The 26,094-nt window shown below is 65.2% G+C and carries 25 protein-coding genes; 12 read left to right on the forward strand and 13 right to left on the reverse strand.

The annotated features are described in order from the left end of the window. Positions 1–44: 44 nt before the first annotated feature. Positions 45–392, reverse strand: coding sequence for a hypothetical protein (locus GGQ61_RS18445; protein WP_183776024.1), 348 nt, complete (start codon positions 390–392; stop codon positions 45–47). A gap of 287 nt (positions 393–679) precedes the next feature. Between GGQ61_RS18445 and GGQ61_RS18450 the strand changes: the two genes are divergently transcribed. The 4 genes from GGQ61_RS18450 to eno all read left to right on the forward strand — a co-directional run bounded on the left by GGQ61_RS18450 (position 680) and on the right by eno (position 4,060). After that, entirely contained in the window at positions 680–1,429 is a 750-nt protein-coding gene (locus GGQ61_RS18450; protein WP_183776025.1) for a Bax inhibitor-1/YccA family protein, read from the forward strand. Between the two features lie 58 nt (positions 1,430–1,487). After that, entirely contained in the window at positions 1,488–2,267 is a 780-nt protein-coding gene (locus tag GGQ61_RS18455) for a DUF6629 family protein (RefSeq protein WP_246371078.1), read from the forward strand. A gap of 113 nt (positions 2,268–2,380) precedes the next feature. Beyond that, positions 2,381–2,575, forward strand: a complete 195-nt coding sequence (locus GGQ61_RS18460; protein ID WP_183776028.1) for a hypothetical protein — start codon at positions 2,381–2,383, stop codon at positions 2,573–2,575. A 192-nt stretch (positions 2,576–2,767) separates the two neighbouring features. Then, the gene (gene eno, locus GGQ61_RS18465; RefSeq protein WP_183776029.1) at positions 2,768–4,060 is read left to right on the forward strand and encodes a phosphopyruvate hydratase; all 1,293 of its coding nucleotides are present in this window, start codon (positions 2,768–2,770) and stop codon (positions 4,058–4,060) included. 57 nt (positions 4,061–4,117) lie between these two features. On the opposite strand, the gene GGQ61_RS18470 is transcribed toward eno, so the two are convergent. After that, a complete protein-coding gene (locus GGQ61_RS18470) occupies positions 4,118–5,767 on the reverse strand; it encodes an isovaleryl-CoA dehydrogenase (RefSeq protein WP_183776030.1) in 1,650 nt (549 codons plus the stop codon). Positions 5,768–6,393: 626 nt separating this feature from the next. Continuing rightward, on the reverse strand, positions 6,394–7,986 hold the full coding sequence (locus GGQ61_RS18475; protein ID WP_183776032.1) for an ABC1 kinase family protein: 1,593 nt from the start codon (positions 7,984–7,986) through the stop codon (positions 6,394–6,396). 302 nt (positions 7,987–8,288) lie between these two features. On the opposite strand from GGQ61_RS18475, the gene GGQ61_RS18480 reads away from it, so the two are divergent. From GGQ61_RS18480 to GGQ61_RS18495, 4 genes are all read left to right on the forward strand, one after another. Next, positions 8,289–8,936, forward strand: coding sequence for a LemA family protein (locus GGQ61_RS18480; RefSeq protein ID WP_183776034.1), 648 nt, complete (start codon positions 8,289–8,291; stop codon positions 8,934–8,936). Next, the gene (locus GGQ61_RS18485) at positions 8,933–9,712 is read left to right on the forward strand and encodes a TPM domain-containing protein (protein WP_183776036.1); all 780 of its coding nucleotides are present in this window, start codon (positions 8,933–8,935) and stop codon (positions 9,710–9,712) included. Before GGQ61_RS18480 ends, GGQ61_RS18485 begins: the two co-directional genes overlap by 4 nt. Then, the gene (locus GGQ61_RS18490; RefSeq protein WP_183776038.1) at positions 9,713–10,408 is read left to right on the forward strand and encodes a TPM domain-containing protein; all 696 of its coding nucleotides are present in this window, start codon (positions 9,713–9,715) and stop codon (positions 10,406–10,408) included. A gap of 184 nt (positions 10,409–10,592) precedes the next feature. Further along, a complete protein-coding gene (locus tag GGQ61_RS18495; protein ID WP_183776040.1) occupies positions 10,593–11,666 on the forward strand; it encodes an NAD(P)-dependent alcohol dehydrogenase in 1,074 nt (357 codons plus the stop codon). 141 nt (positions 11,667–11,807) lie between these two features. Here GGQ61_RS18495 and GGQ61_RS18500 read toward each other — a convergent pair whose 3' ends face one another. From GGQ61_RS18500 to GGQ61_RS18535, 9 genes are all read right to left on the reverse strand, one after another. Beyond that, positions 11,808–12,614, reverse strand: coding sequence for a universal stress protein (locus GGQ61_RS18500; protein ID WP_183776042.1), 807 nt, complete (start codon positions 12,612–12,614; stop codon positions 11,808–11,810). 25 nt (positions 12,615–12,639) lie between these two features. Beyond that, positions 12,640–13,479, reverse strand: coding sequence for a universal stress protein (locus GGQ61_RS18505; protein ID WP_183776044.1), 840 nt, complete (start codon positions 13,477–13,479; stop codon positions 12,640–12,642). A gap of 571 nt (positions 13,480–14,050) precedes the next feature. Next, positions 14,051–14,452 carry a type II toxin-antitoxin system VapC family toxin gene (locus GGQ61_RS18510; protein WP_183776046.1) on the reverse strand — a complete coding sequence of 134 codons (402 nt, stop codon included), beginning with the start codon at positions 14,450–14,452 and terminating at the stop codon, positions 14,051–14,053. Then, positions 14,449–14,682 carry an antitoxin gene (locus GGQ61_RS18515; protein WP_183776048.1) on the reverse strand — a complete coding sequence of 78 codons (234 nt, stop codon included), beginning with the start codon at positions 14,680–14,682 and terminating at the stop codon, positions 14,449–14,451. The genes GGQ61_RS18510 and GGQ61_RS18515 overlap by 4 nt, the downstream gene beginning before the upstream one ends. 39 nt (positions 14,683–14,721) lie before the next feature. Further along, positions 14,722–15,645 (reverse strand): site-specific integrase, encoded by a 924-nt coding sequence (locus GGQ61_RS18520; protein ID WP_183776050.1) that lies wholly within the window; start codon positions 15,643–15,645, stop codon positions 14,722–14,724. 178 nt (positions 15,646–15,823) lie between these two features. Next, on the reverse strand, positions 15,824–15,976 hold the full coding sequence (locus tag GGQ61_RS18525) for a hypothetical protein (protein ID WP_183776052.1): 153 nt from the start codon (positions 15,974–15,976) through the stop codon (positions 15,824–15,826). Positions 15,977–16,202: 226 nt separating this feature from the next. After that, positions 16,203–16,859 (reverse strand): helix-turn-helix domain-containing protein, encoded by a 657-nt coding sequence (locus tag GGQ61_RS22755; RefSeq protein ID WP_425501020.1) that lies wholly within the window; start codon positions 16,857–16,859, stop codon positions 16,203–16,205. Between the two features lie 204 nt (positions 16,860–17,063). Further along, the gene (locus GGQ61_RS18530; protein ID WP_183776054.1) at positions 17,064–17,585 is read right to left on the reverse strand and encodes an MgtC/SapB family protein; all 522 of its coding nucleotides are present in this window, start codon (positions 17,583–17,585) and stop codon (positions 17,064–17,066) included. A 727-nt stretch (positions 17,586–18,312) separates the two neighbouring features. Beyond that, entirely contained in the window at positions 18,313–18,888 is a 576-nt protein-coding gene (locus tag GGQ61_RS18535) for a hypothetical protein (protein WP_068875178.1), read from the reverse strand. 258 nt (positions 18,889–19,146) lie between these two features. Here GGQ61_RS18535 and GGQ61_RS18540 point away from each other — a divergent pair, with 258 nt between their 5' ends. The 4 genes from GGQ61_RS18540 (at position 19,147) to GGQ61_RS18555 (ending at position 23,647) form a co-directional block, all read left to right on the forward strand. Continuing rightward, positions 19,147–20,334, forward strand: a complete 1,188-nt coding sequence (locus tag GGQ61_RS18540; protein WP_343056202.1) for a DNA cytosine methyltransferase — start codon at positions 19,147–19,149, stop codon at positions 20,332–20,334. Further along, the gene (locus GGQ61_RS18545) at positions 20,331–21,191 is read left to right on the forward strand and encodes a hypothetical protein (protein ID WP_068875179.1); all 861 of its coding nucleotides are present in this window, start codon (positions 20,331–20,333) and stop codon (positions 21,189–21,191) included. Before GGQ61_RS18540 ends, GGQ61_RS18545 begins: the two co-directional genes overlap by 4 nt. Then, positions 21,184–21,918: a GIY-YIG nuclease family protein gene (locus GGQ61_RS18550; RefSeq protein ID WP_068875180.1), complete on the forward strand. Its 735-nt coding sequence runs from the start codon at positions 21,184–21,186 to the stop codon at positions 21,916–21,918. Before GGQ61_RS18545 ends, GGQ61_RS18550 begins: the two co-directional genes overlap by 8 nt. A gap of 394 nt (positions 21,919–22,312) precedes the next feature. Continuing rightward, the gene (locus GGQ61_RS18555; protein ID WP_183776056.1) at positions 22,313–23,647 is read left to right on the forward strand and encodes a PQQ-dependent sugar dehydrogenase; all 1,335 of its coding nucleotides are present in this window, start codon (positions 22,313–22,315) and stop codon (positions 23,645–23,647) included. 168 nt (positions 23,648–23,815) lie between these two features. Here GGQ61_RS18555 and GGQ61_RS18560 read toward each other — a convergent pair whose 3' ends face one another. Further along, positions 23,816–25,996, reverse strand: a complete 2,181-nt coding sequence (locus GGQ61_RS18560; RefSeq protein WP_068875182.1) for a TonB-dependent receptor — start codon at positions 25,994–25,996, stop codon at positions 23,816–23,818. Positions 25,997–26,094 lie beyond the last annotated feature (98 nt).

Raw genomic sequence — 26,094 nt, forward strand, 5'->3', positions numbered from 1 at the left:
GCCACGACCCACCGGCGTCCGACCGGTCTCAGCGGAATGGGGACTCAGGGTTTGGCGTCCGGAGCCGCCGGTTTGGCAGGGGGCATCGGGTGGTCCGCCATCATGGCCGCGCACTTCTTATGCATGGCCTCCATCTCCGCCTTCGTCAGGGGCTTGCCCTGGGGCCAGGTGGCGATGCCGGACTTGTCACGACTGTGTTCATGGACCGCCTTCGGGTCCATCATGCGGCCCATGACGGCCTGGCATTGCTCATGGCTCGGCATGGCGGCGGCGCCATCCGTGGTCGGCGCCGGAGCTGGCGCGTCGGAATGGTGAGCGGTGTGATCCTGCGCGAGCGCGGGAGCGCCCATCAACAGGGCCAAGCCAGCCGCGGCAATCAACATGGTTCTCATAGGATTCTCCAGATCGAGAAGGCGCGCTCGAAGGGCGCAGCCCCTAGGACGCGACCACGACGACAACATTACGCGCCTTCGTCTCGACCGACCTCGATCGCCCCGGGATCGAGTCGCTTATCACCACCCTTCGGGCAGTGGTTGTAATCAACGGGCGAGCGATGCGTCTTACAAGGGTGACCGATGTTGCGACGTGCTGGCGGGATCTCATCTGCGGTATGTCGTCGCGTCGTCGAGCATGGGCGGCCCCGGTCGTCCGGTTGAACCCGACGTTCCAGGAGCGAGAGATGGCTGCGTCCCGAACGAACACACCCCCCACGAGCGCGGTCACCGCGGTCCCCGACACTGACGCCGGCCTTCGGGCCTTCATGCTCGGGGTCTACAACCGCTTGGCGCTCGGGCTGGTCCTGGCGAGCGGTCTGGCCTGGGTCGTCGGCAATGTCCCGCAGGTGGGACAGCTGATGTTCCGCACAGTCGCGGGCCAACCGGTCGGCTACACGCTCCTTGGCATGGGGGTGGTCTTTGCGCCCCTGGTCCTTTTGCTGGGCGCCGGATTCGTCATGCGAACGCCGACAGCGCGTGGTACGGGCGCGCTCTACTGGAGCATTGTCGCCCTGATGGGCGCGTCGCTCGGCGTGGTGTTCCTCATCTACACCGGCGCTTCGCTCGCGCGGACCTTCCTCATCACGGCGGCGGCGTTCGGCGCCCTGAGCCTTTGGGGCTACACCACCAAGCGCAGTCTGAGCGGCGCGGGCAGCTTCCTGATGATGGGTCTGATCGGTCTGATCCTGGCCAGCGTGGTCAATATGTTCCTTCGCAGTTCGGCGCTCGCCTTCGTGGTCGACATCGTCGGCGTTCTGATCTTCTCCGGCCTCATCGCCTGGGACACGCAACGGCTCAAACTGTCCTATGCCGACCTGTCGGCGAAGGGGGCATCGCTCGAGGTGGCGGCGAACTACGGCGCCCTGAGTCTATTCATCAACTTTATCAACCTCTTCCAGTTCCTTCTTCTCCTGACCGGCCAGCGCCAGCGCTAAGAATGCCTGCAGATTCCTATGAACACGGCGGGCTTCGCACCCGTGTCTCCAGCAAGCCATGTGTCCCCGGGGCACGAAGAGGGTCGCTAATGACGAGCGATGGGGGCTAGGGGTGTGTTTCTCCTCAACCGCGAGCTTCACTGCGGCCGCCGTCTTAGCCCCGGCTGGGGTCGTCAGCGTGGCCCGGGCCTGGCGCGGCGATCGCCGCTTCCTGGCCTTGGCGACGCTGCCGCTGCTCTTCTCGATCCAACAGCTGCTGGAAGGCCTGGTCTGGCGGTCCGGAGCCATCGGCGATGTCGCGGGAATCGCCCGCTATTCGCTCGGCTACATGTTCTTTTCCTGGCTCGCCTGGCCCGTCTGGGTGCCCTTTGCGACCTACTTCCTCGAGCCGGCCCGACGACGGCCGCTCTACCTGGTTTTCGCGATCGCCGGCGGCGTGCTGGGAGGCCTGCAGTATGTTCCCTACTTCATCCACGAGAGCTGGCTGGTGACGCGGTTCCTGACCCACGCGATCAGTTACCAGGGCGTCCAGTTGCTCGATCTGGTGATCGGCCGCGAAGCGACCTACGCGATCTATCTCATCGTGGTGATCGGCCCCTTGCTCCTGAGCACCGAGCGCGACGCCAAGCTGTTCGGCGTGCTGGTGAGCCTGGTGCTGGTCACCACCTACGCCTTCTTCCAGTTCGCCTATGTCTCGGTGTTCTGTTTCGGGGGGGCGTTGATGTCGCTTTACCTGGTCTGGCGCCCGTTCTCGTCGGGACGCACTGGCCATGACGCCGGCCGGACCCTGCGCCTTCCTGCGCGGGCGGTGGCCTCGACGGAAGGACGATCAGGATGATCGCCCCCAGCCATCGCGCCGCCAACCCCAAGGGCCTAAGGTCGTGCGCGTTGGGCAGCAGGAGGTCTTAGATGCCATCTTGTCGCCAAGACGCCACGGCCGCGGCCCGAAAGTTGCTGCGAACCTTCGCCAGCGCCCCCGAACCGCGCAAACGCGCCCGCGAGATCTATCTTGAGCTTGCGGGAGCGAGAGACTGGTCCGCGTCGGAGCGCGATGAAATTCAGATGTTCGGCGACTGGCTGCAGTCCTATCCGGCGACGGATCAACTCCGGCTCGGGTGCGAAAAGATTATCGCGAGCCTGACGTGACTGCGATCGCGCCGAATCCCAGATGGGTGAAGCCGCGCGCAGTGCGGGGCGAGCGCCAACATGCGACCTGTCCAGCGCCGCGCCTGCCGTCCGGGCGGCGAAGCCCGAAAATCTCGAGGCGACCTCGCCTGCCGGCCGCGCACCCATCGACTCGGACCTGACAAGTCGAGCCTTGATAGACCGCGAGGACTCATGTCATTCGACCGCTCCGCACATCGACGTATCACGAGCTTGACCGCACGCGAGATCCTGGATTCAAGGGGCTGGCCCACGGTCATGGTGACGGTCGGGCTTGCCGACGGGGCCGTGGCTTCAGCCTCCGTGCCGTCGGGAGCGTCCACCGGGCAGTTTGAGGCTCACGAACTGCGGGACGGCGATCCTGCACGCTATTCGGGGCGCGGCGTGCTTCAGGCGTGCGCCCACGTGGCCCAGACGATCGCACCGGCGCTCATGGGCTTTGCGGCGACCTCGCAACAGGAGATCGACCGCTTGCTGTGCGATCTGGACGGCACGCCCAACAAATCGAGGCTCGGCGCGAACGCGATCCTTGGCGTGTCGCTGGCCGTTGCCCGCGCCGGAGCCCTCAGCCTTGGCGCGCCGCTCTATCGTTATCTCGGCGGCGTGGGCGCACGACGCCTCCCGGTACCCATGATGAATGTCATCAATGGGGGCAAACACGCGGGCAATGGCCTGCAGATGCAGGAATTCATGATCGTTCCCCATGGGGTGCCCGCCTACGGCGAGGCGCTGCGCTACGGGAGCGAAACCTACCACGCGCTGAAGTCGCTCCTCGAAGAAGCGGGCTTATCGACAGGCGTCGGGGACGAGGGCGGCTTCGCCCCCAAGCTGGCCTCGGAACGCCAGGCGCTCGAGTTCATCGTCCGCGCCATCGAGAAGGCCGGTTTCGAGCCCGGTCGGCAGATCGCCATCGCCCTCGACCCCGCCGCCACGTCTTTCGCGCACGACGGTCAATACGCCCTTCCGTCTCTGGGTCCCCGCAGCCTCACGGCCGACGAACTGCTCGCGGTGTATGAAGACTGGAGCCGGAGTTTCCCCATCGTCTCCATCGAGGACGGGTTCGCCGAGACGGACTGGCCGGCCTTTAGCCAGCAGACGGCGTCGATGGGCGATCGCGTCCAGATCGTCGGCGACGACCTCTATGTGACCAACACCCGCTTCATCGCGCGCGGGATCGCGGAGAAGGCCACGACGGCCGCGCTCATCAAGCCCAACCAGATCGGCACAGTCACTGAGACGATCGCAGCCGTCGACCTTTGCCGACGCTCGGGCCTAGCCTACAAATTCTCTCACAGGTCGGGCGAGACGGTGGATTCCTTCGTCGCCGACTTCGCGGTGGCGATGGGCGGCGGCCAGTTGAAGGCCGGCGCGCCCTGCCGCGGAGAACGGCTGGCCAAGTACGACCGGCTCCTGGAAATCGAAGACGAGCTCGGCGGCGCCGAGTTCATCTCCCCGTTTATACGATGACGCCGATGGCGAGCCCGCATCCCGGTCAAGTACGATCGCGCGTCCCGCGCACCGCAGCTAGCTCTGCGTCGGCATGGCGCGTTCGATTATAGCGCCAAACTCGCAGCCCGCAGGCAGCATGCCGAATGCGCCAGCCTCCGGGCCGAGCCGGCTCATGAGGAAGGCATGGACCATGAAACCCGGCGCATGGCGGACCAGAAGCGCGGCCTGCAGGACGACGGCGAGATCTCGGCTGAAACGGCGAAGGCTGGTTTCGTCGGCGGCGGCGCGGGCATGGTCGAGCACCAGGTCGATCTCGCGATCCAGCCGCGAATCCGCGCCGTGGACCGCGGCAAGTTCGGCCTCCAGCGCCTCCAACACCTCAGGCGACCGTTGCAACGCCCGCTGGACATCCAGGCACATGATGTTGCCCGCCCCCTCCCAGAGGGAGTAGAGCGGCAACTCGCGGTAAAGCCGTGGCATGCCGCTGTCTTCCACATATCCATTGCCACCGAGCACCTCGAGGGCCTCGGCCGCCACCATCGGGCCGCGCTTGCACACCCAAAACTTGGCGGCGGGCGTGAGCAGGCGCCGCAACAGCGCCTCGGCCGGGTCAGTCGCCGCATCGAAGGCCCGCGCCAAGCGGAAGGCAAGGGCGGTGGACGCTTCCACCTCCAGGGCGAGGTCGGCCAGCACATTGGTCATCAGCGGCTGGTCGACCAGCCGCCGCTGGAAGGCGGTGCGATGCTGAGCATGGTGAAGCGCGAGCGCGAGCGCGCGGCGCTGCACGCCGGCGGAGCCGACGACATTGTCGAGGCGGGTGAATTCCACCATCTCGATGATCGTGGACACGCCGCGCCCCTCGTCGCCGATCAGCCACCCCAGCGCGCCCTGGAATTCGACTTCGGATGAGGCGTTGGAACGATTGCCCAACTTATCCTTCAGGCGCTGAAAGTGGAGCGCATTGAGGTCGCCGTCGGGCGTCCAACGCGGCATGAAGAAGCACGAAAGACCGCCGGGCGCGTGCGCCAGGACCAAGAAGGCGTCGCACATCGGCGCCGACATGAACCACTTGTGTCCAACAATGCGATAGGGGTTGCCCGGCCCGCGCGATCCCACCGGTTCGGCGCGCGTAGTGTTCGCCCGCAGGTCGGATCCGCCCTGTTTTTCGGTCATGCCCATGCCGACCAAGGCCCCGGCCTTTTCGGGCAGCGGCCGGGATGCGGGATCGTAGGTCCGCGAATAGAGCTTCGGAAGCCAGGCGCGCAGCGCCTCGCCGGCGTTCGCCAGGAGCGGGATGGCGGCGTGGGTCATCGAGAGAGGACAGCTTGTGCCGGCCTCGACCTGGCCGCTCATATAGAGCCCCGCGCCCCGGCGCACATGAGCGCCGGGGCGCGGGTCCGACCAGGGTGAGGCCTGGAGACCCTCGGCGACCTGAAGCCGCATGAGGGTGTGATAGGCGGGATGGAATTCGACTCGATCGACGCGCCGGCCATAGCGGTCATGGGTCTCAAGGCGCGGGACCTCCCGGTTCGCGAGCCTTCCAAGCTCGAGTGTCGCCGCCGATCCCAGGGTTTCGCCATAGGCGTTCAGCTCATCGAGCGCCCACGCAGCGCCTTCGCCAACGACGGCTTCCATCAGCGGTGTGTCTGACAGGAAGAGGTTATAGTCCTCCAACGGCGGCGCCTGGTTGAAGACCTCGTGGGTCTGGCGGGTCGAAGCGCTCATGACGACTCGCAGGGCCTTTCAGACGGAAAGCGGCGCAGGTATGAAGCGGTCGGCATCAGCGGCGTCTCGCAGAACCGCCGCCAAACCTTGGTCCGCCGTCGCATCGCTGCGCGCAACCAAAGCTTCCGCCTGAGCGCGCGGCTCTTCGGCTAAGTTCGGCGGACGACTCGTTGGGCGGTTGGTCATTCCGACGGGCGCCTGGCGAATGATCGACCGCGGGCGCAGGGGTCGCACACACGGCGTCGAACAGGTCAGGCGCCGGGTCGCCGCCACGGCGGACAGGACCGGACGCGGGCGCGCGCGAGCTCCATCGAGCCTGGTGCTCCTAAATCAACCCGCCGCCGCCGGTCGTGGCGTTGCGCCCGATGCCCCGCCATTTGCAGGCTGATGAAGGCGAGGCCCAACAGCACCCAGAGCCAATTTTGTGATAACCAAACCATTGTGGGGCTCCTTGGACGGCGTCCGCTTGACACTTTCGACCGTCGTGTACGCTTCACGATTAGATTAGGCAGCACTCCGCAACGTCGACTTGACCTCGATCAATCTTGTTCGACTCATCTCAGCCAGACGTAGTGTCAGGCGTGTCTTTTCGCCGCGTTCGGAGATCTACACGGCCGCGGCGCGCCCTAAGCTCGATCCGTTGGCTCAAGGCTGTGAACCAAGCGATAGGTGAACCAAAGCGCGAGCCCGTAGCCCACCGCCGCCAGCACCGGCATGTCGCCGAGGATTGTCGGGCCGATGCTGTGTTGCATGAGCAGCGAGGCGGCGATGTAGAGGCCGAGAGAGACGAGGGCCAAGGCGATGCGGTCTGCGGCGCGCCCGAGAGTCTTGGCGGAGGCGGTTGCATCCGGCAGTCGAATTGACAGGCCGCCGTGCCGGCGCTGGTTGTGCAGCAAGCGGCCGGCGGTTTGCGGAAGGTCGCGCGCCGCCATCGCCACCTCCCAGCGAAACCGGGCCAGCATGGACTCGGACGCACTCCCGCCCGGGCGGAGCATTCGAAGAACCTCCGGCGCGCTCTGGCCCAGCATCTCCGCCACATCCAAATCCGGATCGAGGAGGCGCAGGGTCCCTTCGGCCGTAAACACTGTTCGCACCAGAACCGCGAGCTGGGGCGGCAATGCGATGGCGTCGCCTCCCCCCAATCGCGCGATGTCGACCATGAGATGAGCGATCGACCAGGATCGAAGCGGCAAGCCTTCGAGTTCGCGAAGAATGACCTCAACGCCGCGCGTGATCACGTCGTGATCCGCGCCCGGCGTGAGGAGTCCCAGATCGGCGGCCGCGTCCGCCAGCCACCCGGGATCTTGGACCGCGAAGGCCTGGACGAAGGACATCAGTGCGCGCCGCGCGGACGCATCCAGCATGCCCACGGCGCCGAAATCGTGAAAACAAAGCCGCCCGTCGTCCAGAACGAAGATGTTGCCGGGATGGGGATCCGCATGGAACACGCCCAGACGGAAGAATTGCTCCAGATAAAAGGTCACGAAGGCCTGAGCGAGGGCCTTGGACTCCCCTGCCAAGGCGGGGTCGCCGATGTTGCGGCCGTGACTCATCTCCTGGACCAGGACGCCGCGCGCGCTGAGGGTGTCGATTACATCCGGAATGAAGACGGCGGGCGAATCGCGAAAGGCGCGGGCGAATCGACGGATGTTCCGCGCTTCCGTCTCCAGATCCGTTTCGAGCCTGAGATTTCGCCAGATTTCGTGGGCCAATAGCCCGATGCGACGCCGGCGCAGGAATGGGATCAGCAGGGCCCCCAACCTGGCCAGCGCCACCACGATGCGCATGTCGCGATCGATCACCATGGCCACGCCTGGGCGCAGGACTTTGACGACGACGGAACGGCCATCATGTAGGCGGGCTCGGTGGACCTGGGCGATGGAGGCCGCGGCGAGCGGCGTCGCCTCGAACGTCCGGAACAGCTCCTCGGGGGATCTTCCCAGCGCCGCTTGTATCGATGCGACCGCGCGTTCGGGCGGAAATGGGCTCGCGTCCGCCTGGAGCCGACCCAGCTCACGCGTCCACTCGGACGAGAGGAGGTCGCGGCGCTGACTGAGCGCTTGGCCGAGTTTGACGAACGTCGGACCCAGCCGCTCCAACGTGCGCCGCACCCGCAGCGGCAGCCGGGTGGCGGTTTGTGGACGCACACGCGACCACAGGGCCGCCGCAAGGAGCCCAGCGGCGGCAAGGCCAATTTGAAGCGCCCTCAATAAGATCATGCCTGCGCCCCGTCCGTGCGTTCGACGACCTCTGCTGGACGTTGCTAGCCGCCGTCCATTACAGGGTCGCCGCAGATGCGACGACCGTCCGGCGAAACCGAAGCATGGGCGTTTCGGTCGTGAGGTCTGGGAAGGGGGTTCGGACTGGAGCCTCGCTCCTCACCCCAAGCCTTGCCGAGGGGCGCGGCGAGGCCCAGCCGCCCCGGCGCTTCGCGGCCAGCGCGACTGTAATCGAACGGCCACCGACGCGTCTCTTGTCCAATCGAGCCCCTGCGGCGGGCCAATGGCGAAGGAGAAGCCCGGTGAGACCATTCTTCAATCGTGTCAGCCGGCTGGCGGCGGTCCTGCTGGTCCCAATCGTGCTCGCCGGATGCGGCGTCAACACCATCCCGACCAAGCAGGAGAAGGCGAGGGCCAGCTGGGCCGACGTCCAGAGCCAGTACCAACGCCGCAGCGACCTGATCCCCAATCTGGTCGCGACGGTGAAGGGTTACGCCGCCCAAGAGAAGGGCGTGTTTGTCGAAGTCACCCAGGCGCGCGCTTCAGCGACCCAGGTCAAGGTCGACGCATCGACGATCACCGACCCCGCCAAATTCCAGCAATTCGCCCAAGCCCAAGATCGGCTGACCGGCGTGCTCGGGCGGTTGATGTTGATCCAGGAAAACTATCCCGACCTGAAGTCCAACCAGAATTTTCTGGCGCTCCAGAGCCAGCTCGAGGGCACCGAGAACCGCATCGCCGTCGCCCGGCGCGACTACAACGAGGCGGTGCGCGACTATAACACCAGCCTACGCACCTTCCCGGTCATCCTGTGGGCCAAGACGTTCTACGCGTCAGCCAAGCCCATGCAGCTCTTCGCAGCGAGCGCACCGGCCCAGTCCGCTCCAACAGTCAGCTTCGCGCCGCCCGTCGCGCCGGCGTCAGCGGGCGCTACGCCGGCCACCAAATGATCGCCTTCGGCCGCTCGCTCGTCGCGGCCGCCCTATCGCTGATCGTAGGGCTGGCGGTGTGGTCGGCGGCCGCCGCGGCCCCGACCTTTCCCGAACTCACTGGGCGGGTGGTCGATGGCGCCAACATTCTATCGCCACAGGCCGAAGCGTCGCTGACGACTAAACTTGAAACGCTCGAAGCCAAGACCTCCCGCCAGCTGGTGATCGTCACCGTTCCGTCCCTGCAGGGCTATGAGATCGAGGACTACGGCTACCAGCTCGGCCGGGTCTGGGGCATCGGTGAGCAGGGCCGCGACACCGGTGTTCTCATGATCGTCGCCCCGAACGAACGGCGTGTCCGCATCGAAGTCGGCTACGGCCTGGAAGGCGTGCTGACAGATGCGCTGTCGACCGTGATTCTGCAGGAACGTGTCCTCCCGAGATTCCGGAAGGGTGATTTCGAGGGCGGAGTGGTCGCCGGCGCTGATGGTCTGATCGCCCAGCTCTCGCTTCCAGACGACGAAGCGAGAGCCAAGGTCGCGACGCTAGCCCAGGCGCCTGCGAGTAGTGACAAATCCACCCTGGGAATCATCCTGGTCCTGCTCGGTCTGTGGGTCGCGCTTGGCCTGTTCGGTTCGGTCACCGGCCGGCCGGGTCATCGCATGGATCTATGGTTGCTCCCCCTGTTGCTGCTGATGAGCGCTGGCGGACATGGCGGGCGGGGTCGCCGCGGCGGGGGAGGGTTTCGCGGCGGTGGCGGTTCGTTTGGCGGCGGTGGCGCGTCAGGGGGGTGGTAGATGCTTCTGGAAGCCCAAGATCATGCACGCATAGCGCAAGCTGTTGCGGCCGCCGGGGCCACGACCAGCGGCGAGATCGTCTGCGTGGTGACCAACGAGGCTGCGCCCTACGCGGAGGTCCCGCTGGCCTGGGCGGCGCTCGGCGCGCTTGTGCTCCCGGTGGCGCTACTCGCAGCCGCCAGCGCAACGCGCCACTTCGACTATACGTTTGGCGGCTGGACCGCCGGGCACATCGGGGCGGTCCACGCCGCGGTCCTGACAACCCTCAGCGGCTATGTCTTGCTGCAATGTCTGCTGTTCGCGGGACTCTTTGCCTTAGTGTCCGTTCCGGCCATTCGCCGCCGGTTGACCCCACTGTCGCTTAGGCGAATGCGGGTGCGCGAGCGGGCGCTGGAGCAATTCTTCGTCCGGGGCCTCGACAGCACGCGGGAGCGGACCGGCGTGCTGATCTTCGTCTCCTTGAAAGACCGCCGCGCCGAGGTGCTGGCCGACTCAGGCATCTCGGGCAGGGTCGATCCATCGGTTTGGGATGGCGTCGTGGCGGAGCTGGTTGATGGGGTAAGGGGCGGCCGGCCGGGCGACGGCCTTGTTGCGGCCGTTGAGCGCTGCGGGCGAATTCTCACCAAGAGCTTTCCCGCCCAGCCTGGCAATCCCAACGAGCTGCCGGACACCCTTGCGGAAACCGATCTGACGTAACGCAAGAGGGCGTCTTCCAGCTGCAGCGTCGACGAGACCTGTAACGTGGTGCAGGCCGGCGCGTCATTGCCTGTAAGGCGCGTCCCGCAACCGGCGAAGCACGAGGCCGCGGAGCTTCTTGTAATGCGACGGCCCCTGCGCCCCAAATGAACGGACAAGGCGAGAACCTCTCGGGAGACCTGCGATGGGCAAGATGCGAGCCGCCGTCTTCGTCGAGCCGGGCCGGATTGTCCTGGACGACAAACCGGTACCCGACGTGGGTCCGCTGGACGCCCTGGTCCGCATCACGACCACCACCATCTGCGGAACCGACGTGCACATCCTGAAAGGAGAATATCCGGTCGCGCGCGGCTTGACGGTCGGTCACGAGCCGGTCGGCGTGATCGAAAAGCTCGGGTCCGCCGTCCGCGGCTACCGGGAAGGCCAGCGGGTCATCGCCGGGGCGATCACGCCGAGCGGCTACAGCAACGCCTGCCTCTGCGGGTTCCACAGCCAAGACGGGGCGGGAACAGCGCATGGGTGGAAGCCGATGGGCGGCTGGAAGTTCGGGAACACCATCGATGGCTGCCAGGCTGAGTTCGTGCGAGTGCCCGATGCGATGGCCAACCTCGCGCCCGTTCCGGACAACCTCAGCGACGAACAGGTGCTGATGTGCCCAGACATCATGTCGACCGGGTTTGCGGGGGCGCAGAGTGGAGAGGTGAAGATCGGCGATGCGGTGGCGGTCATGGCACAAGGCCCGATCGGCCTTTGTGCGACGGCGGGCGCCAAATTAATGGGCGCAACCACGATCATCGCGGTCGATCGGCTTCCGGAGCGACTAGCCATGGCTCTGCGGCTTGGGGCGACCCACGTGGTGGACGCCAGCCGCATGGAGGCTGTGGAGGAGATCCAGCGCCTCACCGACGGTCGTGGGGTCGATGTCTCAATCGAGGCTCTCGGTCTTCAGGAAACCTTCACAGCCGCCCTGCGGGTCTTGCGTCCCGGCGGCGTCCTGTCGAGTCTGGGCGTCTACTCCTCCGATTTAACCCTGCCGCTCTCGGCTTTCGCGGCGGGTCTGGGCGATCACAAGATCATCACCACCCTCTGCCCAGGCGGCAAGGAACGCATGCGCCGTCTGATGGCCGTGATCGCGGCCGGCGCCGTGGACCTGAGCGCCTTGGTGACGCATCGTTACAAGCTGGACGACATCGAGGCCGCCTACGACCTCTTCGCCAATCAGCGTGATGGCGTGTTCAAGGTGGCGATCACACCGTAACGGCGGCCACCGCCCATCGCCTAGCGCAAGCGCGCTCGTCAAGGTGTCCGCAGGCCCGATTGACGCAAACTAACCCTTCAAATGTCTTCCCTGACAGCCTTCTCAAAGAGTCGTGGTCGGCGATTCTTTTGATTTTCTCCCTCAGTGGCTGAAGAGCACCGGCAATGTTGAACACTCCAGCAATGTCTGGGTCATGCCGCCGAACAGCCACTCGCCGGCCCTGCTGTGTCCGAATGCGCCGGCCACGATCAGATCAGCGCGGCGTGAGGTCGCGAAGTTGATGAGCTTTTCGCCAGCGTCGTGCCGGGTGGAAACGGGCTCGACGACCGCGTTTACGCCGTGGTGGGCGAGGCGATTGATAAGATTTTCGATGGAGGCCGGCGTGGCAGCAACACCGGAACCTGTGGAGACGCTAACGACGGCCACCTCGCTCGCGCGGCGCAATAGCGGCAGCGCGTCGCTGACGGCGCGTCGCGCCTCGCGGGTGTCCTTCCAGGCGATCACGAGCCGTTCCACACCGATCTGGAGATGCCCGGCGGGCAGGGCGAGGACCGGTAGTCCGCTTCGAAGCACTGTGTCAGCAGCGTTTGGCGCAAAGTCCGTCCCGGCGCGCTCAAGGCCCGTGATGATGAGGTCGGCGCCTGCGGCATTGTCGCACAGCGCGTCTGTGGGATAGTCCGGCGCGCGGCGCCAGATCGCGCCGGGCGCTACCCTGTGGAATGTAGCCTCGACCTCGGCGAGCGCGTGCGCCTCGTCTTCAGCCCAGGTTTGCACAGCGTAGCTGCCGCCCTCGGCCACCGCCAGCGGCGCCACCCGGATCATCGAAGCGCGACCGCCGAGACCGATGAGTTGGGCTCCCAGCTTATCCGAGAGCTCGGCGGCGGCCTGCAGGCGCGCTTCCGATCCGGGAGTCGGCTCCACGTGCATTAGTATGGTCTTGTAGCTCATGGGGACACCTGTCCTTCGTCGTGGATCAGTGGCTGAGGAGCACAGCGCGGTGGGTTTGCGCCAGGAGCGCGCGTGTGACCCCCCCGAAAATCCATTCTCCTAGGCGGCTGTGCCCGTAGGCGCCGGCCACGATCAGGTCAGCGGCGTGCTGATCTGCCAGTTCGAACAACTGTTGAGCGGAGCTGACGTCCCGCTCCTCATGGCCGACCCGCGTCGCGGCGCGCACGCCATGGCGGAGCAGATATTGCGCGACGTCGGCGAGGCGGGCTTCAGCCGCCGGGGCCTCGGCATGGGCGCAGATTTCCGCCACCAGGATCGCCTTTGCCCGCTTCAGGATCGGAAGGGCGTCGGCCACCGCGCGCCGAGCTTCGCGTGTATCCTTCCAGGCCACCAGCACTCGGTCCAGTTGGAGGCTGGTTGCGTCGGCGGGGACGACGAGAACCGGTCGGCCAGTCTGTAGAACCAAGGCTGCTGGTGTGGCGACGTTGTAAGCCGACCTCCCATGGCGGCGGCTGGGACTCGTCACCACCAGGTCAGCCGCCCGGGCTTCGGCCGCCGCTTCGAGGATGGGGAATTGAATCCCCGAACGCCACTCCGACCCCTGCTGCACAGCCACGCTCGCCGCGTCGAACTTCGCCTTCGCATGCTGCAGATCGGCCGCGATCGCTGCCGTCTCAGCCGCGTAGATCGCTGCCGAACCATAGCCGTCGTCAAAATCGCCCCCGGTGATCCAGGTACGCCAGAGTTCGGCGCCCACGCCAATCAGTCTGACGTCGAACCGGTTGGCCAGATCGATGGCGAGCGACAACCGGCAATCGATCTCAGGCTCGGCTTCGACGGGAACCAGCAGGGTTGTGTAGGACATCTCATCAACTCCTTCAGGACCAGCGTTTCCTGATGCCTCGTTCCGCGAGGCGACCAACACGCTCACGCGGTCCCAAACTGGCGCCTACGGGCTAGGGTGCGTTCTGCTGACAGACGACCGCGTGCTGGGAACCTTACAGGTCGTTTTGGCGCGATTGACTTGGTTGGCCTGTTCTCGGGACTCGCCTACCGGGCTGCATGAGCCCCGCCCTGGCCGCAAGGGTTGTCCGCCGACGTCAGCACGAGGACCCGTCAAGCGGCGAAGCTCTTCGAGGTTCGCGATCACGCAGGACGGAATGATAGCTGGTCGGCCGTTCGCCAGCACATGCGGGGTAGCGGCGCCCGGCCATTCCCGTTTACCGACTCGGGAGCCTATGGCCCTGGAGACCCTGGGGGAGGGCGGCGAGACGGCGCGATCCTGGCGCAGTCCCTTCCCTCCGAACTCCGAGCATCGACAGAGCGAATTCCCATAACGCCTCCGGAGGAGATCACTAGAATCTCCCACCAAGTCATGGATATAAGTTATTGAGTTCTAATAAGATACGCAGACTGGTCGGGGCGGATTGACAGGCTCAGCGGAGCCAATTTTCAACCCGCAGACCGGCTACCCTCGCGAACTCCCGCTCATTGTCCGTTACGACGGCGCAGTCGGTTGCAAGCGCCTGGGCGGCGATCAGCATGTCGTTGCCGCCGATGGGTACGCCGGCCGCCTCGAGTTGGGCTCGCAACTGTCCATAGGCGACGTCAGCCGGCGCCTCGAAAGGCTGGATGTCGATCGCCAACAGGATGCGTTCGAGCTGGCGGGTCAGGCGCTCAGAGCGCTTCTTGACCGCGCCAAAGCGGAGTTCGGCCGCCACGATGATGCTTGTGCAGATTGCAGCGTCGCCGACCTCGGCGATGCGAGCGGCGATGCTGCCCTGCGGATTGCGGACCAAGTCGGACAGGATGTTGGTGTCGAGAAGGAACCGCGTCAAAGATCGACGGGTCCTGGCGGACGATCGTCGATCTCAGGGAAGCTGTCCTCGATCGGACCCAGTTCCGCCAGGAGCGCGAGCAGGGACTTCACTGGCGTGGGTTCGATGATCAGCTTGTCGCCGTCGCGGCGCATGACCGCGTCCTTGCCGGGAAGCTCGAACTCCCGTGGGATACGGACGGCCTGGTTGCGGCCATTCTTGAACAGCTTGACGTGGCGGTAGGCGTTCATTGGCGCAATATGGCATATGTCTAGGCATATGCCAATGCCTCAGAGGCCTAGCTTCCCCGCCGGACTGCCCTGGCTGAGCTTCGCCCGCCGCACGTAGCTGCGCATGGTGGTCAAGCTCCGGTGGCGGGTATGACCCATGATCTCCTCGTCGGGCACGCCGTTGCGGTAGGCCGTCGTGACGAAGCCCGCTCGAAGACCATGAGGACTCACCGGTTCGGCCAGGGAACCGTGCACGCCGGCCTCCGCCGCCCGCCGCAGTAAGATCTGGCGCACGGCGTCCTCGCTGAGACGGCGCGGCTCGACACGGGCCGCTTTATTGACCTTCCTGAACACGGGGCCGCACGTGATCGCTGCCGCGTCCAGCCAGTGCCTGAGGGCTCGGACAGGGCAGGTGTCCTCGTGGCGGCCGAACACGACCATAATCTCAGCGCCTTCTCCGTCCTTGTCGGTCTTGGACTTCTGCAGCAGCAGCTTCACGCCATCGTTCGACCAGGTGAGACGCTCCACATCCAGCGCCACCAGCTCGGACCGCCTGAGCGCGCCGGCGAAGCCGATCAACAGCAAGGCCCGGTCCCGGTCGCCGGCCAGGCCTGACTCGCACACGCGGCTCAGCTTCTTGAGCTCCACTGTGGTCAGCGCGGACGACCGCCGGCCGCGGCTGCCATGGATGCGGCCGATGCCGCGCAGAGTCTCGCGGATGGCGGGATGCTTGGTGTCGAGTGGATGACCGGCGACGCCTGAGGCCCGCGCGATGGCGGCCACGCGCCGGCGCAGCGTCTGCATGGCATAGCCTTCGCCCGCGGCCGCCAGATAGGCGCCGACCACGTCCGGCGCCGCGGGCAATGCGATCAGACCGTGGCGCGCACACCAAGCCTCGTAGTGCTTCAAGTCAGTGGCGTAGGCCCGCAAGGTCGCCGGCGCGTCGGCCGCGTCCTGATAGGCTTGCGCCTTGGCTATCGCCATGGCGGCGCGGGCGGTTGGCGGCTTTGTTTTTGGGGCGTCCACGAGGGCTCCAAAGGGGCGGATTACACGCGATAATGATCCTTCTCGCGCGTTATTTTTCTCTTAGTCGATAGCTGGTTTCGGCATTGATGCGCCAGCTGACATTCCGTTACTCCCGCACATCCAACATGGCCTGTGCCTAGCCGAGCGACAGCACCGCGTTGCCGCGGCCGTCCGCGATGTCGCCGGCAACCATCAGGCGGATGGATTCGCCGCGTCGCCGCGGTGGGAGACGCCATTCCGCGTCAAGCTGGACTCCCTGGAAGTTGTCGTTCAGGCTGAAGTTCAGCACGCTGGCGACGGCGTTCTGACCGTAGCCCGACGAGGCGATGCGCTGCCCAGGGGCGTAAACTGCGGCAGTGCGTTGATCAGGGTCTCGATAGTAGCCGAGCCAGCCGTGCGTCCTCCTGCGTGACAGTCACGATCGGGCAGTTGGCCACGTAATCCTTGCGTGCGATGCGGGAGCCGGTGACGACGACTTCACCCAACCGTTCTCGTTGGTTATGGAGCCGGCGACCTCAGACCTTCCTAGGTGTAGACGCTGAGCCAACGTTCGGAGCGGGTCGGGACAGCGCGGCCAAGGTTTCGCGAGCCTCATGCCGCTTCAGCTTGCGCCAAACGGTCATTCGAGAGACGCGCAGACGCCTCGCGATTTCTGCCGGCCCGATGCCACAGCTCCTTAAGCGCAGAATTGCATCCTCTGTCGCCATCAGGTCGATCGAGCGGCGTTTGGGCTGAAGATCGGCTACGGCCCTGAGGGCGGCGCGCAAATAACGGTCACCCCTGCCTCTGGTCGAAAAATCTTCATCCAATACGTATAGGCTGGCGCCGCGCTCATGAAGCCGGTCCAGAACCTCGAGGGCGGACAGCCCTATGAGGTCAGACAATGCAAATACGACGAGCTCGTCCCCCGGGCCTATGAAAGACAGTATCGCCCCAAGGACAGAGCCAGCGGAGGCTCCTTCGCTCCGAACAACCTGACAGCCGACGGAAGTCAGGAGCGCGACGGTTGAATCGTGCGGCCCCGCACGAGCACCGACGTAGCCGATCCTCACTCCAGACGTGACCAGTTCCGAGTCGGTGTTTTGCGTGTCTGCGTGCGATTGCCTCACCAATGGCGACCTCTCACAAAAGAGCCTGCTGGGAATACGCGACAGTGCCCAGCAAGCCCTCATATCGCCTCGAGCCGGGGGCCTGTAGATGTCTGGGACGCGCCGCTCGAAGCTGAGGCCGCGATCGAAATCCTCATCGACAGGCTGCTCAGTTCGCCCGAGTCTGAAGACATTCCCCAGCCGCACCCTGCTGCGGCTGCGTGGGTGTGAGACACCAGCGGTTCATCACCCCATAGCTTCACGCGGTCGAGCAACCGCACCTGCAACTCAGGGATCCTCGCTCTTGTCCTCTGCAGCCCGCTGGTCATCGGCTCGCGGACGTATAGCGGCCCCAACCTCTGGCCGCAGAAGCCGATCGCTCGAGGCGTTCACGCGCGCGCGCATTGAGAAGCGGCTCCAGCCCGGAACACGAGGTAGCTCGAGAACGCCCAGGATCAGTACAGCAGCGATGACAGCAAGGTGGTAGAGGCCGTAAGCTGTGCTCAAGCCGACCGCTGTGGACGCCCACAGGGTGGCTGCCGTCGTGAGCCCGGTCACGCGGGAGCCGTCCCGCAAAATCACACCCGCTCCGATGAAGCCGATCCCGGTGACCACGCCCACTGCAATTCGCCCCTGGTCGCCGATTGCACCCGATATGAGGCCGAACGCGCATGAACCCAACACCGTGGCCATATAGGTTCGGATGCCGGCGTCACGGCCGCGCCGCTCCCGTTGCCACCCGATCGCGCAGCCGAGTAGCGCAGCAAGCGCGATCCGAAAGATATCGAGGTACCAAGGGCTCTCGGCCATGTCTTGCCCGCTTCGTCGGTTCGCCATGGAGGGATCGCTCCCTACACCATGGTCTATGGGAGACACCTTAACCAACATGCGTTGCGCTTGGCGCCTTCCGGCGAAGCGAGGGGCTTATCCTCTACCCTGTGAGACCCCAATGTAGAGCCCACGACGACCACCCCTTAGCTGTGCGACAGCTTGTCTCCAGGTGAACGGTCCGGATAGTGGCTCGGTCGATCTTCAACGCCACCGATCTCAATCCTGACCGCAGCGACTTCAACCACCTGTTCAAGGACAACAAGCGCTTCCTGGCGGATTGCGCAGCTTTACCTATCGTCCTAGGCGCGCTAACGCGCCGGATCTCCACGGTCCGAGCCCCAAGAATAACTTCCAGGTGGCGATCACGGATTGGATCGGCGCAAGTGCCAGCCAAATCCGCAGCACACGTGACGGCTTGGTCCAAGCCGCTGAGGCCCAACTAGACCTTGATGTCGATTCCGTCCGTCCATTTGGTGTTGTGGGACGTCTCGCCGCTGGCGTGGCTCGTCTCGGGTTTCACCGCCGGCTCGGCCGGCTACTGGGGCCGGTCCGCCTGAGCCAGGACCGCGGAGCTCCCGGGCTGGTGGCGGAGACGTTCATCCTCACCGTCAAACGGCTTCTGCGCACGTGTGTATACACCGTTTTGCAAGGTCACCGGCCTACGCGCAGGTGAAAGCTCCTGGGACTTGCCGCGACCGTCGCTACATCACCTCGCGCCTCGATCTCGTTGCAGAGCGACCTCAGCGAACCGATGAAGGTCGTGATCCGTTCGCCCGTAGAGTCGCGCAATCCCCCCTTCCACAACATCGAGACCGACCTCGGCCGCCTCGGCGATCGCCATAACCTCCGGGGCCGCCTCGCGTGGAAGGAAGAAGGCGACGTGCGGAAATATGGCCGTATGGTGCCCCCCAAAGCCGCCCGCATTGCAGCTGCTGACGGTCGTCGCCCCCAACGCCGACAGCGCCAGGGTCGCGCCGATCACGCCAATATCGAGACCCCAAAGATCCTCCTCCGGCAGGAAAGCGTCCTCCCGCTCGTGCTCATAGAGTTCAGCCTCCTCGTTGAGCCCAGCGCTCGCCGCGAACCGCTGGAAGAGCGCCGCCTCTTGGGCCAGCGCATCGGCAACCTGGTCCCAGCTGGCCCCGCGCATATCCCGGTATTGCTGGTTGCCCTGCAGCCCGTCGTCTTCGCCGGCGTCAGCCTCCTCGTCGGAGAGAACCGCCAGCGCATCAAGGTCGAGTTCGCGAACGATGGCCACGGAGTAGATGCGCGATCCGGTCATCCTCGCCTTCCCTCGTGGTCCTTGCCCCGCCGCCTGAAAAGAACAAAATGGAAACTACGCTCGACGGGGCGCCTATGTGGCGCCACTCTGGCGCCATGCTACTTGATTCGAAAACGGCGACGGTCCGCACCCTAGACCGGATCAATCTGCGGCTCCCGGGCGAAACCTTCGACGCCATTGATGCGGCCCGAGGCGCTCGTCCGGGGAACATCTCGCGTAACACTTGGATAACCGAAGCGGTCGAAGAGAAATTGGCCCGTGATCGCGCAGAGAACGGCCAAGGAAAAGGCGGCGCGGGCGATGCCTAGCTTCTACGAATTCTTCGCGGGCGGCGGTATGGCCCGGGCCGGCCTTGGCAAGCGCTGGACCTGCCTATTCGCCAACGACTTCGACACGAAGAAGGGCCTGACCTACCAGTTGAACTATCCCACCGGGGACGTGCTCAGGATTGACGACGTCCGGAAGATCAAGGCGGCTGAACTGCCCGGACACGCCGATCTGATCTGGGGCTCTTTTCCGTGCCAGGATCTGTCGCTGGCCGGCGGCGGCGCCGGCTTGAAGGGCGAACGCTCGGGCACCTTCTATCCCTTCTGGGAGATCGTGAAGGGATTGGTCGCCGACGGGCGCGCTCCGAAGCTCATCGCCTTGGAAAACGTCCTCGGGACCCTGACCTCGCACAGCGGCCGCGATTTCGAGGCGATCTGCAAGACCTTCGCCGACGCCGGCTATCGCTATGGCGCGCTGGTCATCAACGCCGCCCTGTTCGTACCGCAGTCGCGGCCGCGGCTGTTCATCATCGGCGTCCGCGACGACGTCGAAGTCGACCCAGCCCTGCTTTCGCCAGAGCCCATCGCGCCGTTCCACACCGCCGCCCTGCAGCGCGCCTTCGAACGCGTCAGCAAAACGGCCCAGAAGAAGATGGTTTGGTGGAACATTCCCGCGCCAGCGAGACGCAACGCCACCTTCGCCGACTTTATCGAAGAGAACCCGACCAGCGTCAGCTGGCACACGGACGCCGAGCGGGATCTGCTGATCGGCAAGATGTCGCCAGTCAACAAGGCCAAGCTGGAAGCCGCTAAGCGCGCCGGCCGACGTATGGTGGGCTGCGTCTACAAGCGCACACGGCTGGATGAGCGTGGGGTGAAGGTGCAGCGTGCGGAAGTCCGGTTCGACGATGTCGCCGGCTGCCTGCGGACGCCGGCCGGCGGCTCTAGTCGCCAGGTGATCGTCGTGGTCGACGGCAAGAAGGTGCGCAGCCGGCTGATCTCCGCCCGTGAGACCGCCCGCTTGATGGGATTGGACGAGAGCTACAAGCTGCCGAAGAACTACAACGAGGCCTATCACCTGACCGGCGACGGTGTGGCCGTGCATGTGGTTCGACACCTGGCGGAACAGCTCTTCGAGCCCCTCCTCGGCGTCGATGACGCGGCGAAGGCGGCCGCGTGACGGTCATCCCCTGCGAGCAGGATCCGCGGCTCCGTGCCGAGATCGAACGCTTTGCGGAGGTCCTGAAAACCCAAGCGCATCAGCTGGGCGACCACGGGCTGGACGAAACCAGCTTCTACAGCTCCCCGATCTTTCGCGGCGCCATCGAGAAGGTACGCGGTGAATTCTCCGCGACCATGCGGGGCAAGCGCGAGTTCGTGCAGCACGTCCTCAACCACATGGAAGACGGCGGCTTCATCGCTGGATGGGACCGGACCCAGGGCAAGGCGCGCAACGACTATTACGTCCGATTGCATAGTGGCCGCCTGGCCGTCATCGACCTGAAGGGCTGCCTCGACGGCGAGAACACCAACAAGTTCGAACGCCCCGCAGACGCCGACGAGTTCATCACCTGGAGCCTCTGCACAAACTCCGGCGCAGACCCTCGCCGGAACGCCTGGTCCGGCATCCACACACGGCTGAGCGCCGAAATGATCAGCCGCAACAAGCGCGTCGATGGCGTGGTGATCTGGGACATGATCTGCGGCACGCTTGGGCGACCCTGTCCTAAGCTTGCGGCGCTGGACGGCGCCGTTCGTCGGACCGCCGTCGGCCCGTTCCTCACCCCACCGCCTTGCATCTACGTCTTCCCGGCCGCCATCCCATCGCGCGCCCATCCGCAGTCGACCGCCCAGACTTTGCAACAGGTGGAGCTGTTGGCCGCCTTCCACGCGGCCTTCGGCGAACGCGACGAGGAGGTCAACTACGTGGACTTCGAGGTCGGCGAGCAGGCCGATGAACTCTTCCGGCGCACAGTGATCCGCCGCGCCGGCGTCGTACAGCACGCGTCCGACATGACGGCCATCCAGCGTGTCTGATTCGGGGCCCCTCTTCGGGCGCAATCCCGACGCGGTGAATTTCCCACCGTTCGAGACCGAGGACCTGCGGGAGAACCTGACGCGCTTCCTCAACACGCCGTTTGAGCAGCCCGACGGGCAGGCCGCGCCGGTCGGCAACTTCCGTTGGGGCGTCTACGCCTTCTTCGACTACGACGGCGAGCCGATCTACGTCGGCCAGACTAACGAGCGACTGCGCACGCGTATCCGGCGCCACCTCACCAATCAGCGGACCGACGCCGTGGCCATGTCGGTGCTCGATCCCTTCGAAGTCTTCGAGATCGAGGTTTGGCCCCTTCCCCAGTTTCAGGGTTCGAATCGAGCCGACAATGCCGCCCGCCAGCACCTCGACGCGCTGGAGCGCCTCATTACGGAGCGGGCTGTCGACGGCTCTCAATTCAAGGCGATTCTCAACGAGAAGGACCCACCACCGGGCGCCCTCGCCGTCGAGGCCCCGCCTTCGTTTCGCGGGCGGATTGTCTCCGAGCGCGTCTTCGAACTTCGCTCTCATCCGGACTTCCGCATTTCCCGACGCGCGCTGATCATTTCGCGGCTTGCCCAGGTGATCTCCGAGCGAAAGGTCCAGGGCGGTTTGCGGCGGGTTCTGCTGACCCAGGCCAAACGCCTGCAGTGGCTCTCAGCCCGGCGCTACGAGGCCTTGGGCGGCGCCGCATCGGTGGCTGCGGAAGCGGAAGGCGAAGAGGTATAAGGCTCGTCGCGTCGCGGCCAGGGTGGCCGAAGAACGGCCTGACGCCGTGCTTACAGATTACATGATGCCTGTGATGGACAGCGCCGCATTGATCACGACCGTGGCCAGCGACTCAAAGTTTAACCACACATCCTCATCGCGGTGATGAGTTCGGCTTCCTAAGCCACCGTCAGGAGCGATGTCCTGCCATCCCAATCAGTGCCCAAGCCGTTCAAGACTTGCGCCGTGCCCGAGATTGGGCGCGATGGCGGTCCTTGGCCGAAGGTTGCTGGCAATCATCCGGACCTAGGGCTAGGGCTTAGTCCACGCGTCTTTCTAGAGTAGATTTCGCGAGCGGCGCCGCGACACGCAACATCAGCGCCCCCGGATCAGTTTGATCGATAGAGGAGCGCTCATGTCTCGCGCGGCCACAATCGTCATCACAAGTGTTGCGGCGTTGTCGCTCTGCGCCTGTACCACGCCGGGCTCTAGTGATCCCTTCGTCGGATTCGGGCCCAATCCGCTGCTATCGGCGCCGCAAAGGAGTCTCCTGCCGTCGGTCGGCGTGCCCAGCGTCGTGGGCTGGCCGGCGGGCGCGAGCCCTCGGGCTCCGGCCGGCTTCACGGTCACCCGCTTTGCCAGCGACCTCGAGCATCCCCGCTGGCTGCTCGTGCTGCCCAACGGAGATGTGTTGGTGGCCGAGTCCGCCGGTGAGCCGTCGAAGGCGAACAAGATGCAGCGCGGCATTCGCGGCTTCGTCCAGAAGATGCTGATGAAAAAGATGAAGGCGGCGGTCCCCAGTCCTAACAAGCTCGTCCTGCTTCGCGATCAGGACGGAGATGGCGCTGCGGAGAGCCGCACGGTGTTCGCGCAGGGGCTCCGCAGTCCGTTCGGCATGACGCTCGTCGGCGAGGTGCTCTACGTCGCCAACAACGATGGCGTGGTTCGGTTCGCCTATAGCTCGGGCCAGACCGCAGCGGCGGGGCCGGCGGAGCGGGTGTTCGATCTGCCCGGCCCGCCGATCAATCACCATTGGACCAAGAACGTCGTGGTGAGCCCAGATGGGTCCAAGCTTTACGCGACGGTTGGCTCCAACTCCAATATTGGCGACAACGGCATGGAGAACGAAGTCGGCCGCGCGGCCATCTGGGAGTATGATATCGCCTCGGCCAAAATCCGCACCTTCGCGTCCGGGCTCCGCAACCCCAATGGGATCGACTTCGAGCCCAGTACGGGGACGATGTGGACCGTCGTCAACGAGCGCGATGAGATCGGCAACGACCTGCCGCCCGACTATCTCACCAGCGTGAGACAGGGCGGCTTCTATGGCTGGCCCTACAGCTACTGGGGCCAGCACGTCGATCCGCGTGTGCGTCCGCCGCGGCCGGATCTCGTGGAGAGCGCCATCGTCCCCGATTACGGGCTCGGTCCGCACACGGCGTCTCTGGGCCTGGTCTTCTACAGAGGCGGGACCTATCCGCCGTCCTACCGAGGCGGCGCTTTCGTCACGCAGCACGGATCCTGGAACCGCCAGCCGCTCAATGGCTATAGGGTGGTGTTCATCCCCTTCGTCGCAGGGCGGCCCCAGGCGCCGCAGCTGTTCCTAACCGGCTTTCTCAACGCCGAAAGCAAGATCCAGGGCAGGCCGGTCGGGGTGGTTGTCGACAAGCGTGGGGCCCTCCTCGTCGCCGACGATGTCGGCGGCGTCATATGGCGTGTGACCGCAGCCGCTCAACCGGCGCTACATTAGTCCGGCCTAAGCAGCGACGGTTGAACTGGAGCGGAGATCGAACACTGAGGCTCGCAGATCAAATTAGAGCAGCTGGACGGACGGGCCCTACGCGTCGTAGGATTCCGCGCGCACCTGCTGTCAGGCCCCGGACCCGTCGCACATCGGCTGGAACCTATAAGAGTGAAACTAGAAGCGCGCCGTCAGCCCCACTTTCACCGCTGTCGGCGAGCCGGGGGTGATATTGTTGTTGCTGTTGGCGTAGACGAAGTACCGCTTGTCGAGCAGATTCTCGACGTTCACCTGGGCCGTGATTCGGTCGGTGACGTCATAGAACGCCGCCGCATCTAGACGCGTGAATCCGGGCATCACCACCACATTGTCCGTCGAGGCGTATCGCTTGCCCTGGTAGATCGCGCCGAGTGCGACGCCCAGTTTCGGCGTCACCTCGTACCGGCTCCAGAGTGAGGCGCTGGACTTGGGCACGTTCGGCAGCTTGTTGCCGGCTCGGACCGTCCCAGACACGTTGTCCAAGAACTCTCCATTGGAGAGGGTGTAAGCCGCGACGAAGCTCAGCTGCTCAGTCAATTCGCCCGCCGCGCTCAGCTCCATGCCTCGCGTGCGCTGCTTGCCGATCGGCACGGTAGGCGACGCCGCATTGTTGGGATCGGAGAGCGCCAGCACGTTGTCGCGGTCCAGCTGGAAGACCGCCGCCGTCACGTTGAATGACGGGTTGATGTCCCACTTCGCGCCGAGCTCGTAGTTCTGGAACGTCTCGGGATCTAGGTTCTGATTGCTGATCGACAGGCTGGTGAGCTGGTCGCCGCCACGCGGCTGGTAGGTCTTTGAATAGCCGGCATAGATCGATGCGTTCTCCACCGGCTTCCAGATCACCCCCACTCGCGGGGACCAGAGGGTGTCGGTCACATCGAACTGCCGCTGCTGCCCGGCCGGGAAGCCAACCACGCGCCGGTCCGTCACGCGCGTGCGGAAGTCCTCGTAGCGAACGCCCAGCACCAGTTTGAGGGCCCCGGTCAGGCCGATCTGGTCCTGCACGTACCCGGCCTTGACCGTCGCGACGCCCTTGTTGTCGCCGCTCGACGCAGTCTGCGTCCACGTCAAGGGAAGCCGGACGTTAGAGGCAGAGATCGGCACGGTGACAGAGGCGGCGTTGCCGGCGAAGCGTCCCTCGAAGCGACGGTTGTCAGTGATTTGACGGCCATATTCCGCACCGACCAGCAGCAGGTGTTCGATCGCGCCTGTGTTGAAGGTCAGGTTCAGGTCGGTCTGGTTGATGAAATTCTTGCGCGCGGTGGCGTTGTTGTAGGCCGAGAGCGAGACGGTGGTCTGGGCGGCGTTCACGTCGCCCGGGAAGACGTTCTGATAGAACTTGTCGTAGTTCGCCCAGCGCGTCCGGTTCCGGATCGACACGTTGTCGCTGAAAGTGTGCTCGATGAAGAGGTTGGCGGCGTCCGTGTCGGTCCAAGTGGGGCTGTTGGCCGGGTCGCCGAAGAATTGGCCGCGCGGGGTCTTCAGCGGCTTCGCCACCGCCATCCCGGCCCCGCGGACCTGAGCCGGCACGCCCCGGTCCGCGATGCGGTCGTCTTCGAAGTGCTCATAACCGATCTGCACGTTGGTGGCATCGCCGATCCGGAACGATGCCGTCGGGTTCACGCCCCAGCGCTCATTTTCGACGCCGTCGCGGTAGCTGCCGCTGTCCTGATAGACGCCGGTGATGCGCAACGCCACACGGTCATTCACGGGAAGGCCCACGTCGCCGCTGATTCGCTTGTGATCGTAACTGCCCGCCTCGAAGTGGAGCTCGCCGACGGGCTGCCAGCTGGCGACCTTCGTCACGCGGTTGACGACACCGCCGATTCCTCCTCGTCCGAAGATCATCGCGTTGGGCCCACGGAAGATCTCCAGTCGTTCGATGTTGTAGAGGTCGCGATAGGTCTGGACGTCATCGCGCACGCCATCGACGAAGAAGTCGCCCGTGGTGGCATTGCCGCGGAACACCAGCGTTTCCCGGTTGCCCTCCCCTTGCGCTGAGAAGACGCCCGGAACGTATCGGATGGCCTCGCCGATACTGCCTGCCGCCTGGTCGTTGATCTGCTTGATTGAGACCACCGTAACCGCCTGCGGAACGTCGATCAGTGCGGTGTCCGTCCGCATCCCCGTGGTGCTTCCTGTCACCTTGTAGCTCGCCTTGGACTCCTGCTCGCGGGCTTGAGCAGTCACCGTGACGCCGCTGAGGGTATTTGCGTCAGGGGCCGCGTCGGCCTGCGCCACGCCTGTCCAACAGACGGCCGACGTCGCCGCCAGCAAAGCCACACGCCGACAGCGCCGCCCCTTAACCACTTCACTCATAGCCGAATCCCTCGCGCTCACTGCGACTGCGACTGCGACTAGTTCTTAATCGCATGATGCGGGCCCAGTCAAGCGGGAACGTCACTCCACGGCCAGGG

The organism is Phenylobacterium haematophilum (assembly GCF_014196295.1).
Taxonomy (GTDB): domain Bacteria; phylum Pseudomonadota; class Alphaproteobacteria; order Caulobacterales; family Caulobacteraceae; genus Phenylobacterium; species Phenylobacterium haematophilum.

Bases quoted from the DNA above. Each gene is read 5' to 3' on its own strand.
- GGQ61_RS18455 (WP_246371078.1), top strand. From the start codon at position 1,488: ATGTGTCCCCGGGGCACGAAGAGGGTCGCTAATGACGAGCGATGGGGG.
- GGQ61_RS18500 (WP_183776042.1), bottom strand. From the start codon at position 12,614: ATGAGCTACAAGACCATACTAATGCACGTGGAGCCGACTCCCGGATCG.
- GGQ61_RS18470 (WP_183776030.1), bottom strand. From the start codon at position 5,767: ATGAGCGCTTCGACCCGCCAGACCCACGAGGTCTTCAACCAGGCGCCG.
- GGQ61_RS18560 (WP_068875182.1), bottom strand. From the start codon at position 25,996: ATGAGTGAAGTGGTTAAGGGGCGGCGCTGTCGGCGTGTGGCTTTGCTG.
- eno (WP_183776029.1), top strand. From the start codon at position 2,768: ATGTCATTCGACCGCTCCGCACATCGACGTATCACGAGCTTGACCGCA.
- GGQ61_RS18520 (WP_183776050.1), bottom strand. From the start codon at position 15,645: ATGGCGATAGCCAAGGCGCAAGCCTATCAGGACGCGGCCGACGCGCCG.
- GGQ61_RS18530 (WP_183776054.1), bottom strand. From the start codon at position 17,585: ATGGCCGAGAGCCCTTGGTACCTCGATATCTTTCGGATCGCGCTTGCT.
- GGQ61_RS18505 (WP_183776044.1), bottom strand. From the start codon at position 13,479: ATGTCCTACACAACCCTGCTGGTTCCCGTCGAAGCCGAGCCTGAGATC.
- GGQ61_RS18450 (WP_183776025.1), top strand. From the start codon at position 680: ATGGCTGCGTCCCGAACGAACACACCCCCCACGAGCGCGGTCACCGCG.
- GGQ61_RS18555 (WP_183776056.1), top strand. From the start codon at position 22,313: ATGTCTCGCGCGGCCACAATCGTCATCACAAGTGTTGCGGCGTTGTCG.
- GGQ61_RS18445 (WP_183776024.1), bottom strand. From the start codon at position 392: ATGAGAACCATGTTGATTGCCGCGGCTGGCTTGGCCCTGTTGATGGGC.
- GGQ61_RS18515 (WP_183776048.1), bottom strand. From the start codon at position 14,682: ATGAACGCCTACCGCCACGTCAAGCTGTTCAAGAATGGCCGCAACCAG.
- GGQ61_RS18475 (WP_183776032.1), bottom strand. From the start codon at position 7,986: ATGATCTTATTGAGGGCGCTTCAAATTGGCCTTGCCGCCGCTGGGCTC.
- GGQ61_RS18495 (WP_183776040.1), top strand. From the start codon at position 10,593: ATGGGCAAGATGCGAGCCGCCGTCTTCGTCGAGCCGGGCCGGATTGTC.
- GGQ61_RS18490 (WP_183776038.1), top strand. From the start codon at position 9,713: ATGCTTCTGGAAGCCCAAGATCATGCACGCATAGCGCAAGCTGTTGCG.
- GGQ61_RS22755 (WP_425501020.1), bottom strand. From the start codon at position 16,859: ATGAGGGCTTGCTGGGCACTGTCGCGTATTCCCAGCAGGCTCTTTTGT.
- GGQ61_RS18485 (WP_183776036.1), top strand. From the start codon at position 8,933: ATGATCGCCTTCGGCCGCTCGCTCGTCGCGGCCGCCCTATCGCTGATC.
- GGQ61_RS18535 (WP_068875178.1), bottom strand. From the start codon at position 18,888: ATGACCGGATCGCGCATCTACTCCGTGGCCATCGTTCGCGAACTCGAC.